Source organism: Chromobacterium sp. FG89 (assembly GCF_057808735.1).
The window spans coordinates 55,881-71,248 of sequence record NZ_JBMDIQ010000025.1 but is presented as its reverse complement, the minus strand read 5'-3'; the positions used below and the strand labels follow the sequence as shown (position 1 = coordinate 71,248).

Below are 15,368 nucleotides of genomic sequence, written 5' to 3'. Positions count from 1 at the left end.
GAGCCGTCAGGCGATACCCACCAAACAGGCGGCTGTCCGGCAGCCTGTGGCGTTGAGTCCGTTTCCGCGTGGGTATCGCTGCGCGCCCCCATCCTACGGTTGAGGCCGCGTTGGGTAGGGGGAAGCCGTCAGAACGTGTTCACGCCCTTGCGGGCGTGAACGGGTGCTTAATAGGGCTTATTGGGCAGGAACTTGCCGTCCAGGGTGATCACCGCGCGCTCGCCGCCGTCCGGGTCTTCCACTTTGCGGATGTCCAGCTTGAAGTTGATGGCGCTGATGATGCCGTCGCCAAACTTCTCGTGCACCAAGGCCTTCAGCGTGGTGCCGTAGATCTGGATCATTTCATAGAAGCGGTAAATGGTGGGGTCGGTGGGAATGCCGCCGGGAATGCTGCCGCGCAGCGGAATGGTTTGCAGCTGCAGAGCGTCCGCGGCGTTCAGGCCCAGCCGTTCGCAGACCAGCTCCGCCGCGAGCTTGGACAGCGCGTGCTGGCCCAGCACGGCGGCGGTGACATAGGCCAGACTGAGGCCGGTGCCGGCGGCCAACTGCTCCCAGCTCAGGTCTTTCAAGGCCTTGGCGGCCAGGGCGCGGGCGGTCAATTCCAGGCGGGGGTCTTGGTGGATATTGGCGTGTTGCATGGTGTGGTCCTTTCTTCAGGTTTGCGGGAGGCGCCGCTTTCAGGCGGCGCGGGTCAGCGGAAAATCCGCCAGGGAAACGAAGCGCTGGCTGGCGTGGTCCAGGGCCAGGACGGCGCCGGTTTCAATGTCGTAGACCCAGCCGTGCAGGGTCAGCCGGCCCTGGCGCATCGCCAGCGCCACCGAGGGATGGGTCTTGAGGTTGGCCAGCTGGGCGACGACGTTTTCCTTGACCATGTCGTCCAGCCGCTGGCGGGCGTTGTCGTGATGGCGCGCCGCGTTCACCACTTTGGCGGAGTCGGCGTGGCGCAGCCAGCCGGCCACCGCTGGCAGATGGTCCAGGCAGCGGCCGTTGGCGATCGCCGTCATCGCGCCGCAGTCGGAATGGCCGCAGACCACGATGTCGGCGACGCCCAGCGCCGCCACCGCGTACTCCACGGAGGCGGTGACGCCGCCCGGTTCCGGCCCGTAGCTGGGGACGATGTTGCCGGCGTTGCGGATCACGAACAGCTCGCCGGGCTCTTGCTGAGTCAGCAGCTCCGGCACCACGCGGCTGTCCGAGCAGGTGATGAACAGCGCGCCGGGGGCCTGGCTGTCGGCCAGTTGGCGAAACAGCGCCGAACGCTGGGGGTAGGCTTCCTGTTGGAATTTCAGAAAACCGTCGATGAGGGCTTGCATGGCTTGCTCCTTGGCGGGGAAGGGATGCGCCAAGGATGAAGCTTTTTCATCATAGGGTCCAAGACCGATATAGAATGATTTCCATAATTATTTCCTATAGTTTGGACGCATGATTCTTCGACATATCCGTTATCTGCAAGCGGTGGCCGAACACGGCAATTTCACCCGGGCGGCGGAGGCGCTGCATGTGTCGCAGCCCACGCTGTCGCAGCAGATCAAGCAATTGGAAGAGACGGTGGGCGCGCAGTTGCTGGACCGCAGCGGGCGGACGGTGCGGCCCACCGACGCCGGGGCCGCCTATCTGGAATACGCGCGCCGCGCGCTGCGCGAGCTGGAGGCGGCGCAGCGGGCCACCCGGGACGTGGGCGATCTGTCGCGCGGCAGCTTGCGGCTGGCGATGACGCCGACCTTCGCCAGTTATCTGCTGGGGCCGCTGGCGGCGCGGCTGCGCCGGCTCTATCCGGGCATAGAGCTATGCGTGCGTGAGGCGACGCTGGACGCGATTGAACGGGCCTTGCTGGAGGACGAGATCGATGTCGGGATCGCTTTCGATCAGGCGCGCTCGGCGGAGATAGACGCGCGGCCCTTGTTCCGGGAAACCCTGGCCGTGGTGGTGGGTGACGGCCATCCATGGCGTCGGGCGGGGGCGATAGGCGCGGAAGCGCTGGCGCAGGCGCCCTTGGCGCTGTTGAGCGCGGATTTCGCCACCCGCGGCCATATCGATCGTTACTTCCTGGCGCTGGGTCTGAAGCCGCGGATCGCGGTCCAGGCCAACAGCATCAGCGCGGTGATGGAAATCGTCCGCCACGGCGATTGCGCCACCATTTTGCCGCGCGCGATCACGCGGCAGCATCCGGCGCTGAGCGCGGTGGGCTTGAGCACGCCCTTGCCGGCGCGCACGGCGGCGGCGCTGACGCGCAAAGACGCGTATCGCAGCGCCGCGGCGCGCGTGCTGATGCCTTTGCTGGATGCCTTGGGGAAGGAGTTGGGAGCGGAGGACGATAGGGAATAAGACGACGCGGGCGGCGCGGAGCCGCCCGCTGCGGGGCCGACGGAGCGGCCCCCGGTAGGGTTTAGGCTTGCTGGCCGGCCAGCTTGCCGCGCGGCGCGCTCTCGGCAGCCGCCATATCGGCCACCGCGCCGGCGTCGTGCTCGGCGTCCAGATAGCGGGTGCGCCAGCCGCTGTTGACGCCCCAGTAGTAGAAGCCCAGCGAGATCACCGCCACCACCGCCATGTCGGGGCCGTAGGGCAAGAGGCCGATGCCGCCGAAGTCCCGGCTGCCGATATAGGACATGAGGGCCATCGTCGGCAGGTAGAGCACCATCCACAGCGCGCCTTTCAGCTCGCGGCCGAATTCCGGCCAGCCGGCGCGGGCCTGATACCAGAAGTACACCGGCAAGGCGGCCACGATCAGGAAGATGATCTCGCCGGTCAGCGGCCAGCGCGCCCAGTACAGCACCAGGGACGCGCAGACGAAGGCGAAGGGCGCGATCACGCCGAGGCCGGCCAGGCGCAGCGGGCGCGGCAGGTCCGACGCGCAGCGGCGCAGTGAGGCCACGCTGATGGGGCCGGTCAGGTAGGAAATCACCGTGGCGACCGAGATCACCGCCGCCAGCGTGCCCCAGCCGCGGAAGAAGAACAGGAACACGAAGGAGATCGCCAGGTTGAACCACATCGCCGGACGCGGGATCTGGTACAGCGGGTGGATGCGGCCGAAGATCTCCGGCATGGTGCCGTTGCGCTGCATGCCGTAAATCATGCGCGAGGTGGTGGCCATATAGGTGGCGCCGGTGCCGCTGGGGCTGACGAAGGCGTCGAAGTACAGCAGCAGCATCAGCCAGTTCAGGCCCAGCGCCATCGCCAGTTGGGCGAAGGGGGAGCTGAAGTTCAGACCCTGCCAGCCGTGGGCCAGGTCCGCCGGCGACAGCGCGCCGATGAAGGCCACTTGCAGCGCCACATAGATCACCGCCGCCAGCAGGATGGAGCCCACCACGCCGAAGGGCACGCTCTTGCCCGGGTTGCGGGCCTCGCCGGCCAGGTTGATCGGGCTTTGGAAGCCGTTGAAGCTGAACACGATGCCGCTGGTGGCCACCGCCGTCATCACGCTGGCCCAGCCAAAGGGCGCGAAGCCGCCCGGGGTGTCCCCGCCCAGATTGCCGGGATGGAAGCCGCTGTAAATCAGCGCGCCCACGGTCAGCGCCGGCACGATCACCTTGAAGATGGTGATGGCGCTATTGGCCTTGGCGAACAGGCGCACGCCCCAGTAGTTGAGCATGAAGTAGACGATGACCAGCAGCGCGGACAGCATCAGGCCGGGCGGGGTCAGTTCGCCGTTGGAGAACAGCTGCTGGGCCCAGGGATACGGCCAGGAGCTCATGTATTGCACCGAGGCCTCGGCCTCGATCGGGATCACCGAGACGATGGCGATCCAGTTGGCCCAGCCGGCGATGAAGCCGAGCAGGGAGCCGTGGGAGTAACGGGCGTAACGCACCATGCCGCCGCTTTCCGGGAACATGGCGCCCAGTTCCGCGTAGCTCAGCGCGATGGAGAGAATGATCACCATGCCGACTATCCAGGCGACGATGGCGGCCGGGCCGGCGATCTGGGCGGCGTGGGCGGCGCCGAACAGCCAGCCGGAACCGATGATGGAGCCCAGACCGGTCAGCATCAGGGCGATGGGGCCGATATGGCGGGAGTGTTGCTGTGTCAAAGGTATCTCCTGTCAAAAGAACCTGCTGACGATCCGCTGCGCGTCGTGAGGCGTCACACGGCGAGTACCGCTTCAGAATGCTGAAGCCGCTTTCGCCCTGTCCCGCCCTGGCTCGCGAGATCGTAAACAGCTTCTGAAAACCCGACGGTCCGGCGGAGTCAGCTCCGGACGCGGCGGGCAAGCGATGGGGACAAGTTCCGGCCACGGCGCGGCGGCTCCGCCGTCCTTGTGCGGACGGGGGCGGAGCGGGGCGGTGTCGGTGCGCTGGAGACGCCGGCGCGGAGGGCGTCGGCGAGCTTGTCCCGGGTGCCGGGTGGGCCCGGTCTGATGTGCTCTTTTATAAGAGGGGGCTAATCTACCTTTGCTTTTCATTACAGTATGTAACGAAATGTACTCGCTAGCTTATTTCAAACATGACAAAAGATTGAAAATGGCGAGTCAAAGGGCGATCTATTGCGCGCTTAGGCCAATGGCAAGCGTTTGTGTTGAATAAATGCTCTATGTTTGATCCGGCGGCAATTTCCTGCCTAATTGCCGCCGGCGCGGCGGCTAGGCCGGCTGCTGCCGAAGCGGCCAATCCGGCGCCGCGGCGGGGGAGGGGGCGGGGTCCGGCGCGTCGATGCGGAACCAGCTCAGGGTCTGGTTCAAGTCCTGGGCCGCGGCGGCCAAGTGCTGCATCACCGGCGCGGCTTGCTGCATCTGTTGATCGATGGAGGCGGCCAGATGCGCGACCTCGTGGCCGTGCTGGCGGATGTCGCCGCCGGCGCGGGCCTGGGCGGCGCTGTGTTCGCGGATGTCGGCCATCAAGCGGTTCAAGCGCTCCAGCCCGGCGTCCACTTGCAGCAGCGCCTGATCCAGCGCCTGCTGCGAATCCAGCTTGTCGGCGCAGGCGCCGCCGGCCTGCTCCAGCGCGGCGTGCAGCGAGCCGGTGGCGCCTTCCACCCGGCCCAGCGCGTCGAAGATGCTGCCGGTGGCGGCGCGGGTGCGCTCCGACAATTTGCGCACCTCGTCGGCCACCACGGCGAAGCCGCGGCCGCTTTCGCCGGCGCGCGCGGCTTCGATCGCCGCGTTGAGCGCCAGCAGATTGGTTTGTTCGGCCACGTCGCGGATCAGGCCGCTGACGCCGGCGATGTCGTCCAGGCTGTGCTGGAGCTGGCGCATTTCCGTCTGCGCGCAGCCCATATTGTCGGCCAGCGTCCGCATCGTCTCGGCGTTGAGCCGGCCCAGTTCGCGCGCGCGTCCGGTATCGTCCGCCGCCTGCCGGGTATGGGCGTCCGCCTGTTGCAGATGGCCGGCCACGATCTGGGCGCTGTCGGCCACCGCGTGGGCGGCCTCGTTGCTCAGCTTGGCCTTGGCGCTTTGCTGGCGGCTGGCGTCGGCCGCTTGCAAGGTCAGCAATTGCAACCGTTGGCAATCGGCGCCGCTGCGGCGGGCGTCGGCCTCCACCCGGCGCAGCAAATCGCTCAGCTTGTTCAGGAACTGATTCAGGCGGCCGGCGGTGGCGGCCAGCTCGTCGCGGCCCTGGGCCGGCAACCGCATCGCCAGATTGCCTTCCCCCAGCGCGTCGGCGGAGGCGGCCATCGCTTGCAACTGCCGTTTCAGCCGCCGCGCCAGCGTCAGCTGCATCGCCGTCACCACCAGGCTGGCCAGCGCCAGCGGCCCCAGGGTCAGCCAGGCCAGGCCCTGCAGCGTGTCCTGCAGTTGCGCGGTTTCCTGGGCCAGCCGGTTTTGCTCCTGCGCCTGCTGGCGGTCCAGCAGGGCCGCCAGCGGCTGCAGGCTTTGCTGCCAAGCCTGTTCCGGTATGGACAGCGCGTCCTGCGGCGCGGTCTCGGCGATGGCCAGCGCGCTGCTCAGATTGCGCTCGTAATCCTGCCACAGCCGGCCCACGGCCTGGCGGAAGGCGGCGGCTTCACTGGCGGGCAGGCCGGCGGCGATCTCGCCGGTCAGCCGCGCGACGGTCAGGCTGGTTTCCCGCAGCCGCGCCGGGCTGTCCGGCAGCAGCGGGTCCAGCCGCGACAGCTGCAGCACGCCGGCCTTGAGTTGGTACAGGCCGGCGCTTAATTGTTGACGCGCGCTGTGGCGGTCCACCGCGCGGGTCAGGCCGCTCAACTGTTGTCCGGTGAGGATGAGGGCCAGCGCCAGGCTGGCGAGAGTGACGAGGATGGTCAGCCACAGACGTTTGGCCAATGTCATGATGGTGTCGTACGTTGCGATGCGGGAAGTGCCGCAGTCTAGGCGCGCGGGATGACGGGCGGATGACATGGAGATGAATTGTCTTGTCATGAAGCGTCTCGGCGCGACCATTCTTTGCCGACGCTGGCCGGCGATGCGGCTAAAATAGCCGGGTTTGTCATTTAATTTGGTTGTCGGCTTATGACTTTGCTATCCCCGGACCAGTTGGAACAGGCGCTGTGGGCGTCCACGGAACTGCTGCGCGAGCAAGTGGACCTGTACGACTACAAGAACCACGTGTTCGGCCTGTTTGTGCTCAAGCGCCTGAACGATGTGTTCGTGGAGCGGGTACAGGCCTTGGTGGCGGCCGAGGGCATGAGCCGCAAGCGCGCCGACGGTGTGGTGCAGGAGCAATACGGGATCTATCCGCAGACGGCGCGCTGGCCCGGCCTGCAGGAGCGCAAGAAGGGCATAGGCGAGGCGCTGGACAAGGCGGTGGCCGCCGTCGAGGAGCATCAACCGGCGCTGGCCGGGGTGCTCAGCGTGGCGCAATACCAGGGCCACAAGCGCTTGAGCGACGAGGTGCTGCATCCCTTGATGAACCATATCGGCGCGCTGAAGCTGGGCGACGCCGATCTGGAGGCGCCGTCCCGGCTGGGCGAGGTCTGCGAAGGGCTGGTGCGCCGCTACGCGGCGGAGTCCGGCAAGCGCGGCGGGGCTTTTTCCACGCCGGGACCGGTCAGCCAGTTGCTGTTGCGGCTGGCGGAGCCGCTGCCGGGCCACAGCTTGTACGATCCCAGCTGCGGCGCGGCCGGCACCTTGCTGGACGCCTGGCGCATGCTGGGCGGGCAGCCGGACGGCGGCGCGGCGCTGTTCGGCCAGGAAAAGCTGCCGGCCACCTGGGCGATGGCCAAGCTGTGCGCTTATTTCCACGGCGTGGACATGAGTCTGGAACTGGGGGACACCTTGGTGGAGCCCAGGCATCTGAGCCCGGAAGGCCTGCTGCCGCGCTTCGACCGCATCGTGGCGCAACTGCCGTTCACGGTGAAAAACTGGTGGACGCCGCTGGAGGCCGAGGCGGCGGAGCCGCCGCCGACCGACGGCAAGAAGCGCCGCCGCAAGCGCCCGGTCGAACCCAATTACAAGAAGCTGGTGGATGAGCATCAGCGCTTCGGCTATGGCATTCCGCCGCGGAGCTTCGGCGATTACGCCTTCGTCCAGCATGTGCTGGCCACGTTGAAGGAGGACGGCCGCGCCGCGCTGGTGGTGCCGCACGACGTGTTGTTCCGCGACGGCGACGAGGGCCGCATCCGCAACGGCCTGCTGTTTGGCAGCCAGGGCCAGTCCGGCGACCGCATCGAAGCGGTGATCGCCTTGCCGCCGGCGCTGTTCTACGGCTCGGGCATGCCCACCTGCGTGGTGGTGTTGAACAAGAACAAGCCGGCGGGCCTGCGCAACAAGGTGATCATCGTCGACGCCAGCAAGGAGTACGGCCGCGGCCGGGTGCAAAACACGCTGCGGCAGGAGGACATCGAACATATCCTGCGCGCTTACCGCGCCGCGGTGGACGAGGAAACGGAAGAGCCGGACTATCTGCGCCTGGTGGGGCTGCGCGAGATCAAGCAAGGCCACCGGGGCAATCTGAACGTGCAGCGCTACTTCGCCCAGGACGAGGCGGCCGAGGTGGTGGACGCGGAGGCGCTGGCCACCGAGCTGGCCGCCTTGACGGAGCAGGAGCAGGCGCTGGATGCGCGGCTGGCAGCCTTCTTCAGCGAAGAAGAGGGCTGGCGTGCGGAGGAGGGCGAGCTGGAGGGCTGCCTGGCCTTGACGGACGAAAAGCTGGAATTGCTGTCCAGCCAATACGCGGCCGAGCGCAAGCTGCGCCCCAGCCGCATCCAGGCCTTGCTCAATCGCGGCTACGGCACCCGGCGCATGGGCAAGTGGAGCCCGCATCAATCGTTCAAACCCAGCGCGCTGGGGGTGATTCCCGGCAACTGGGAGGTGTGCAAGCTGGGCGAACTGGCCGCGCCGCTGGCGGCCGCCGCCGAGGGCGAATTATTGGAGGCCACCGTGGGCGGCAGCTGGCGCCGGGCCGGCGCGGGCCTGGGCACGGCCTTGCCGCCCAACGCTTTCGCCTACGATCCGTCGCGCTTGTATCAGGGCGCGCTGGCGCGGCACGTCGGGGAGGCCCCGGCGCTGGCCGCGGCGGATCAGCAGGCCTTCGCGCTGGACGAGGCGCGGATCTCGCCGGCTTTCCTGGAGTGTTACCGGCAGTCGGAAGGCTGGCGCTTTTGCCTGGAGCGGCTGGGCGCGGCGGTGGAAGGCGTCGAGTTCGGCTTCGAGGCGCTGGCGGAAATGCCGCTGCCCGTGCCGCCGATGAGCGAGCAACGCAAGCTGGTGGAGGAATGGGCGCGCCAGGATGAAGCCTTGCTCGCCCTGCAACAGCGCCTGCTGCAATGGCAGGCGCGTCGCGACGCCTTGGTGGCGCGCTTCCCGGCGGAAGACTGAGGGCCGGTCGGCCGCCGGCGGGCTTATTTCTGCCAGTAGGTCTTGACGTTGACGAACTCGTACAGGCCGAACTCGGACAGCTCGCGGCCATAGCCCGAGGATTTGACGCCGCCGAAAGGCAGGCGCAGGTCCGAGCTGGTGTGGCGGTTGATGAACACGCTGCCGGCTTCGATCTGCCGCGCCAGCGTCCAGGCGCGTTCCTTGTCCGCGCTGTAAATGCTGGCGCCCAGGCCGAAGGGGGTGTCGTTGGCCAGCCGCAGCGCGTCGGCCTCGTCGCGCGCGCGCAAAATGCTGGCCACCGGGCCGAACACTTCCTCGTGGTAGACGCGACAGTCCGGATTGACCCGGTCCAGCACCGTGGCCGGATAGAAGAAGCCGGGGCTGGCCGGCATCTGCCCGCCCAGCCGCAGTTCCGCGCCGTGGGCGACGGCGTCCAGCACCTGGGCGTGCAGCGCTTCGCGCAGGTCGGCGCGGGTCAGCGGCGACAAAGTGGTGGCCGGGTGGCGCGGATCGCCGGCGCGCAGCTTGGTGGCTTCGGCGCAGAAGGCCTCGATGAAGGCGTCGGCGATTTCCGGCGCCACGATCATGCGCTTGGCGGCGTTGCAGCTCTGGCCGGCGTCGCGGAAACGGGAATTGGCGGCGTCCTGGGCCGCGGCGGCGACATCGGCGTCGGCCAGCACGATGAAGGGATTGCTGCCGCCCAACTCCAGCACGGTCTTTTTCAGATGGCGGCCGGCCAGCGCCGCGATGGCGCGCCCGGTCTGGGTGGAGCCGGTGAAGGCCACCGCGTCGCACTGGCGGACGGCTTCTTCCACTTGATCATGGTCGATCCAGGCCACGTCCAGCACCGCCAGGCCGGCGGCGCGCGCCAGCTCCAGCAGGCCTTGGGTGGATTGCGGCACCGAAGGCGCCGGCTTGACCAGGCAGGCGTTGCCGGCCATCAGCGCCGGCACCGCGAAGCGCAGCACCTGCCAGATCGGATAATTCCACGGCATCACCGCCAACACCGTGCCCAGCGGTTCGAAGGCCACGCCGCTGCGGCTGGCCTGGGTGGGAATCTCCAGCGAGGCAAGCAGTTCCGGCGCCAGTTGGGCGTAGTAGCGGATCAACTGGGCGGATTTGTCGATTTCCGCCAGACATTCCGCGGTGCGCTTGCCCACTTCCAGCGTGACCAGGCCGGCCAGTTCTTCGCGATGGGCCTGCAATTGGTCGGCCAGACGCAGCAGTTGCGCGGCGCGCTCGGCCACGCTCAGCTCGCGCCAATGGCGCTGGGCCTGGCGCAGCTGCGCCAGGGCGGCGGGCAGTTGGGATTCCGGCCAGGCGGCGCGGGTGTAGACGACTTCTCCTGTGGCGGGGTTGCAGCTGGTAAAGGCGGTCATGACGTGCTGTATTCGGTTGGCAAGCAAAGACACAATGTAGCAAAAATCCCCGGGGACGGGGGTGAGCGGGGTCAATTCCGCGGCGATTTCTCCTTATATTTCTAATTTGAATAAATGATTAAATTTATAGTTCTTTAGGTTTTATGTGACTTGCTTATAGACTGATTCGCAATCGCCAGGCAGTGGCGTTGACGGACGGCGGGATTCAGAGGCAAGGCATGATTGAAATAGAGAACTTATACAAGCATTACCGGGTGGACGGCCGCGACGTGCCGGCGCTGGACAATGTCAGCCTGCGCGTGGCCAAGGGCGAGGTGTTCGGCATCATCGGCCGCTCCGGCGCGGGCAAGAGCACCCTGGTGCGCTGCCTGAACCTGCTGGAACGTCCGGACCGCGGCGCGGTGCGCCTGGGCGACACCGATCTGACCGCGCTGGACGGCCGGCAATTGCAATTGCGCCGTCAGCGCATCGGCATGGTGTTTCAGCATTTCAATTTGCTGAAGTCGCGCACCGTGGCCGCCAATGTGCGTTTTCCGCTGGAGCTGGCCGGCGGCGCGTCCGCGGCCGAGATGGACGCCCGCGTTGAAGAACTGCTGGCCTTGGTGGGCCTGGCCGGCCACCGCGACAAATACCCGGCGCAGCTGTCCGGCGGCCAGAAGCAGCGCGTCGGCATCGCCCGCGCGCTGGCCAATCACCCGGAATTATTGCTGTGCGACGAGGCGACCTCGGCGCTGGATCCGGAAACCACGGATTCCATTCTGACCTTGCTGGCGGACATCAACCGTCAGCTGGGGCTGACCATTGTGCTGATCACCCATGAAATGCGCGTGATCCGCCAGCTGTGCGATCAGGTGGCGGTGCTGGAGCACGGCCGCGTGGTGGAGCAGGGGCCGGTGCTGGACGTGTTCCTGCATCCGCAGCACGAGGTGACCCGCGGCCTGCTGGCGGAAACCGGGCTGTATCAAGAGGAGGCGCGCCAGACCTGGCAGCAGCGCGTGGGCGCGCCGCTGATCAAGCTGACCTTCGTCGGCGATCCCACCTTGCAGCCGGTGCTGGACGTGGTGGGCAAGCAGGCGGGCGCTCGCTTCAATCTGGTCAGCGGCACGCTGTCCGAGATCAAGGGCACGCCGTTCGGCCAATTGGTGGCCGGCGTGATCGAATCGGAGGCCCCGCTGGAGAGCCTGCCCGAGTTATTCGCCCGTCTGGGCGTGCGTTGCGAGGTGCTGTGATGGAAGGTTTCGACTGGGCCCAATTATTGAGCATGGACTGGCTGGAGATAGGCCAGGCCGCGCTGGACACCTTGACCATGCTGGGCGCCTCGCTGCTGTTCACCGTGCTGTTCGGCCTGCCGCTGGGCGTGGTGCTGTACGTCAGCTCGCCGGGGCAATTGCTGTCGCGGCCGCGCCTGTACGCGACGCTGTCCTTCCTGGTGAATGTGTTCCGCTCCTTGCCCTTTGTGATTCTGCTGATCGTGATGATCCCGCTGACCTTGAAGCTGGTGGGCACCTCGATTGGCGTGGCCGGCGCGATTCCGCCGCTGGTGGCCGGCGCTTCGCCCTTCTTCGCGCGGCTGGTGGAAAACGTGCTGCGCGAAGTGGACCGCGGAGTGATAGAAGCCAGCCAATCCATGGGCGCCAGCCTGTGGCAGATCGTGCGCCATGTCTTGCTGCCCGAGGCCTTGCCCGGCCTGGTGGGCGCGGCGACGGTGACCACGGTGGCGCTGGTGTCCTACACCGCGATGTCCGGCGTCATCGGCGGCGGCGGCCTGGGAGACTTGGCGGTGCGCTACGGCTACCAGCGCTTCCAGACCGAGGTGATGGTGGTGACCGTGGTGTTGCTGCTGTTGCTGGTGCAGTTGATCCAGAGTTTCGGCGACCGGCTGGTGCTGCGCTGTCAACGCGGCTGAGAACCTGTTCACGATCTGCTGCGCGTCGGCGATACGGCGTTGAAAAAGGCTTCGAAATGCTCATGTACCACGCGTACATTCCGCTTTCTCAGCCGCAACGCCTTGTCTCGCCTGAGCTCGCGAGATCGTGAGTTGGCTCTGAGCGCCCGGCGCTGCGGCCGCATTGGAAACCCAAGAGATTTGAACCCAACATTGTGTTGAATAGAGGAAATCGCATCATGAAAAAGAATATCGCTCGCTTCGCCTTTACCGCCGTCGCCGCGCTGTGGGGCGCGCAGGCGCTGGCCGCCGATCCGGTGACCGTCACCGTGGCCGCGTCTCCGGTGCCGCACGCGGAAATCCTGGAAGCCTTGAAGCCCACCCTGGCCAAGCAAGGGGTCAAGCTGGAGGTGAAGGTGTTCAACGACTACGTGCAGCCCAATCTGCAAGTGTCCGAGAAGCGTCTGGACGCCAACTTCTTCCAGCACATCCCCTATCTGGACAAGTTCAACAAGGACCGCGGCACCAAGCTGGTCGTGGCCAGCAAGCCGGTGCACATCGAGCCGTTCGGCGCTTATTCCAGCAAGTTCAAGAAAGTGGCTGAGCTGCCCAAGGGCGCGACCGTGGCCATTCCCAACGATCCGACCAACGCCGGCCGCGCCTTGCTGCTGCTGGACCAGGGCGGCGTGATCAAGCTGAAGGACCGCAACAATCTGTATCCGACGGTGAAGGACATCGCGGCCAACGCCAAGCAGGTGAAGATCAAGGAACTGGAAGCCGCCACGCTGCCGCGCGTGCTGCCGCAGGTGGATCTGGCGCTGATCAACGCCAACTACGCCTTGGAAGCCAAGCTCAATCCCAAGCGCGACGCGCTGTTCATCGAGACCACTTCGCCGTACGCCAACCTGCTGGTGGCGCGCGCCGACAACAAGGACAGCGTCGGCGTGAAGAAGCTGGCCGCCGCGCTGGCCAGCCCGGAAGCGCGCAAGTTCATCGAGAGCAAGTATCAGGGCGCGGTGATCCCCGCTTTCTGAGCCTCTTGTTTAGGAGGCGCCCGGCATGCCTGGGTTTGAACGACAAAGCCCCGCAGAGCGGGGCTTTGTCTTGTCGGCGTCTTCAGCGCCGGCTCATGACGCGGCGAGATCGGCCGGCTTCTCCCCGGTCAGGAAGTAGCGGATGGTTTCGCTGACGCTGCGCATCGAACTGCCGAAGGGCAGCGGATCGGCGCCGCGGAAGAACAGGCCCTTGCCCACTTCGCCGCGGAAAGCGGCCGCCAGTTTGAGGTCGATGCAGAACTGACCCATCTTGGCCACGCCGTCGCGCAGGCCGCAGGCGCTCAGGCAGTTGAGGCTTTGGGTGCAGCGCGCCGGATCGGCCTTGGCGTTGGCCTGCAGCTTGGCCTCGCGCTTCAGATAGCTTTTCAGGAAGGGCGTCAGCACGCCGCGCGCCGGCAAGCCGGCGACGCTCATGAATTCCGCGATGTCTTCCGGCTTGGCCTCGGCCAGCGTGCGCTTGAAGTTGTCGTGCGCGTCGCCCTCGAGGGTGACGGCGAAGGCGGTGCCTATCTGCACCGCGGACGCGCCGAAGTCCTGGATGCAGGCCTTCATCTTTTCGAAGCTGTTGACGCCGCCGGCGACGATCAGCGGAATCCGCTCGCTCTCCAGTTGCAGGCTTTTGAACAGCTGGCGGGTGTCTTCCAGCACTTTCTGGAAGCTGAAGCGCTCGGCGTCCAGTTCGGCGAGGCTGGCCGCGCCCAGGTGGCCGCCGGCGTGCTTGGGATGCTCGATCACGATGGCGTCCGGCAGCCGTCCCTTTTTCATCCAGCGCTTGAGCACGATGCCGATGCCGCGCGCCTCGGACAGGATGGGAATCAGGGCCACCTTGGGAAAGCCCGCGGTCATGTCCGGCAGATCCAGCGGCAGGCCGGCGCCCATCACCACCGCGTCGGCGCCGGATTCGCAAGCCTGGCGGACATAGTCCGGATAGGAGGCCACGGCCTTCATCACATTGACCGCCACCATGCCGCGGCCCTGGGCGTAGCACAGCGCGCCCTTCACCTCGCGATCCAGCGCGATCAGGTTGAGGCGGTCCAGCTCGGCCTGGCCGCGCGCGTATTGCGACTGCTCGACCAGATCGGCGTGCAGATGACGCAGGTCGACGCTGGCGACCGTGCCCAGCGCGCCTTCGCGCGCGACATGGCCGGCCAGGCTTTTAGCTGAGACGCCTATGCCCATGCCGCCCTGCACGATGGGAAGCAGGACGCGTTGTCCTATCTGCAAGGGAGCGTAGAGCGGGAAATTTGTGGTCATTTAGCAACGATGCCGGGGCGGATGAATAAAAGGCGATCTTAGGCATGGCGGCCTTAAGAGTCTTTGCTCTAGAGCAAAAAACTAAGGATGGCTCGCTTTTTAACTCGGAAAAACTATTGACGCTTCAATGACTTGAGTATTTTTATGCTTAGCATAAGAGAGTGCAAGCTTTTGATTTCAGTAAGGATATTTCTAAGTCATTTGTTTTTGATTTTCTGATTATGGCCTTGTCATTACATTTTGACGAAAAATGGATTGCATAGGCTTTTTTTCATCGAGGGCACTAAAGGGCCGCGCCAAAAACGGCTAGCACATCTTTCAACTCCATTTCCTGGCCATTCGGTCAGATTTCTCTGTGGAAACCAGCACTTACATTGCCTCTGCGGTTAGAAAAACGGATTAGGAGATAGTTATGGCGCGTTTTTTTCCTATCAAGCTAGGCAATACGCTGATCAGCAGAGTGAATGGAATGGATCGGGAGACGGACTTGTTGAAATTCCGTCATCATGTTTTTCGCGAACAGCTGCACTGGGTGGCGCCAAGCGCCGATGGCCTGGACCGTGACGAGTATGATGATTTTTCCGACAATCTCGCCGTCCAAGACATGCATGGGGTATTAGGGTCGGTGCGTCTGACCCATGGCACGCACCCTTTTATGATAGAGAGAGAATTTTCCCGATTATTGGCCTCGGGCGAGAAAATCCTGAAAGGCGCGAGAACAGCGGAGATCACTCGCTTTGCGGTAGACAAACGCATTTCGCCGCAGCAAATGAAGGAAGTTGGGCGCTTGCTCTATCTGAGCCTATTGGAATGGTCGTTGCCGCGAGGCATCGAACGCATGTATTTCGTGGTTGAGCCGGTTTTTTACCGGCATATTGTCCGGATGGGCTTCCCCGTGGTGCCGGTGGGCGTACCCATGCATCTGGATGGCGGGGTGCTTTCCATGGCCGGCTATGTGGACTGGTCTCAGGCGGAGCCCGAGTTCATCCTGGGGCTGCGGAAGGGCATTGAGGCGCCAAGGGAATTGGCTCGCGCTTGGCGGGAATTTGAAGCGCAGCACGCCTCAATGCCGCATCTAATTTGACACGATT

The 15,368-nt window shown here is 65.5% G+C and carries 12 protein-coding genes and 1 pseudogene; 7 read left to right on the top strand and 6 right to left on the bottom strand.

Going from position 1 to position 15,368, the window contains the following annotated elements; genetic code table 11:
* Positions 1 to 167 precede the first annotated feature (167 nt).
* On the bottom strand, positions 168 to 638 hold the full coding sequence (gene cynS, locus ACODRW_RS20370; RefSeq protein ID WP_107797958.1) for a cyanase: 471 nt from the start codon (positions 636 to 638) through the stop codon (positions 168 to 170).
* A gap of 39 nt (positions 639 to 677) precedes the next feature.
* The gene (locus ACODRW_RS20365) at positions 678 to 1,313 is read right to left on the bottom strand and encodes a carbonic anhydrase (RefSeq protein ID WP_253315116.1); all 636 of its coding nucleotides are present in this window, start codon (positions 1,311 to 1,313) and stop codon (positions 678 to 680) included.
* Between the two features lie 109 nt (positions 1,314 to 1,422).
* On the opposite strand from ACODRW_RS20365, the gene cynR reads away from it, so the two are divergent.
* Complete coding sequence (cynR, locus tag ACODRW_RS20360; RefSeq protein WP_488906559.1) at positions 1,423 to 2,325, top strand: transcriptional regulator CynR; 903 nt, start codon at positions 1,423 to 1,425, stop codon at positions 2,323 to 2,325.
* Between the two features lie 61 nt (positions 2,326 to 2,386).
* On the opposite strand, the gene ACODRW_RS20355 is transcribed toward cynR, so the two are convergent.
* Together ACODRW_RS20355 and ACODRW_RS20350 are read right to left on the bottom strand one after the other, a co-directional pair.
* A complete protein-coding gene (locus tag ACODRW_RS20355; protein WP_199225790.1) occupies positions 2,387 to 4,024 on the bottom strand; it encodes an APC family permease in 1,638 nt (545 codons plus the stop codon).
* A gap of 549 nt (positions 4,025 to 4,573) precedes the next feature.
* Positions 4,574 to 6,217: a methyl-accepting chemotaxis protein gene (locus ACODRW_RS20350; protein WP_235084773.1), complete on the bottom strand. Its 1,644-nt coding sequence runs from the start codon at positions 6,215 to 6,217 to the stop codon at positions 4,574 to 4,576.
* Between the two features lie 180 nt (positions 6,218 to 6,397).
* Here ACODRW_RS20350 and ACODRW_RS20345 point away from each other — a divergent pair, with 180 nt between their 5' ends.
* A complete protein-coding gene (locus tag ACODRW_RS20345; RefSeq protein ID WP_488906558.1) occupies positions 6,398 to 8,704 on the top strand; it encodes a type I restriction-modification system subunit M in 2,307 nt (768 codons plus the stop codon).
* A 23-nt stretch (positions 8,705 to 8,727) separates the two neighbouring features.
* On the opposite strand, the gene ACODRW_RS20340 is transcribed toward ACODRW_RS20345, so the two are convergent.
* Positions 8,728 to 10,083: an aldehyde dehydrogenase family protein gene (locus tag ACODRW_RS20340; protein ID WP_488906557.1), complete on the bottom strand. Its 1,356-nt coding sequence runs from the start codon at positions 10,081 to 10,083 to the stop codon at positions 8,728 to 8,730.
* 218 nt (positions 10,084 to 10,301) lie between these two features.
* Here ACODRW_RS20340 and ACODRW_RS20335 point away from each other — a divergent pair.
* The 4 genes and pseudogenes from ACODRW_RS20335 to ACODRW_RS20320 all read left to right on the top strand — a co-directional run.
* A pseudogene (locus ACODRW_RS20335) lies at positions 10,302 to 11,033 on the top strand (methionine ABC transporter ATP-binding protein); the annotation flags it as partial.
* Positions 11,010 to 11,312: an NIL domain-containing protein gene (locus tag ACODRW_RS20330; RefSeq protein WP_488906561.1), complete on the top strand. Its 303-nt coding sequence runs from the start codon at positions 11,010 to 11,012 to the stop codon at positions 11,310 to 11,312. The pseudogene ACODRW_RS20335 and the gene ACODRW_RS20330, both read left to right, overlap by 24 nt.
* A complete protein-coding gene (locus tag ACODRW_RS20325) occupies positions 11,312 to 11,989 on the top strand; it encodes a methionine ABC transporter permease (protein ID WP_107797964.1) in 678 nt (225 codons plus the stop codon). The genes ACODRW_RS20330 and ACODRW_RS20325 overlap by 1 nt, the downstream gene beginning before the upstream one ends.
* 218 nt (positions 11,990 to 12,207) lie before the next feature.
* A complete protein-coding gene (locus tag ACODRW_RS20320; RefSeq protein WP_488906556.1) occupies positions 12,208 to 13,002 on the top strand; it encodes a MetQ/NlpA family ABC transporter substrate-binding protein in 795 nt (264 codons plus the stop codon).
* A 93-nt stretch (positions 13,003 to 13,095) separates the two neighbouring features.
* Here ACODRW_RS20320 and ACODRW_RS20315 read toward each other — a convergent pair whose 3' ends face one another.
* Entirely contained in the window at positions 13,096 to 14,277 is a 1,182-nt protein-coding gene (locus tag ACODRW_RS20315; RefSeq protein ID WP_488906555.1) for an NAD(P)H-dependent flavin oxidoreductase, read from the bottom strand.
* A gap of 412 nt (positions 14,278 to 14,689) precedes the next feature.
* Between ACODRW_RS20315 and ACODRW_RS20310 the strand changes: the two genes are divergently transcribed.
* On the top strand, positions 14,690 to 15,361 hold the full coding sequence (locus ACODRW_RS20310; protein ID WP_235084755.1) for an acyl-homoserine-lactone synthase: 672 nt from the start codon (positions 14,690 to 14,692) through the stop codon (positions 15,359 to 15,361).
* Positions 15,362 to 15,368 lie beyond the last annotated feature (7 nt).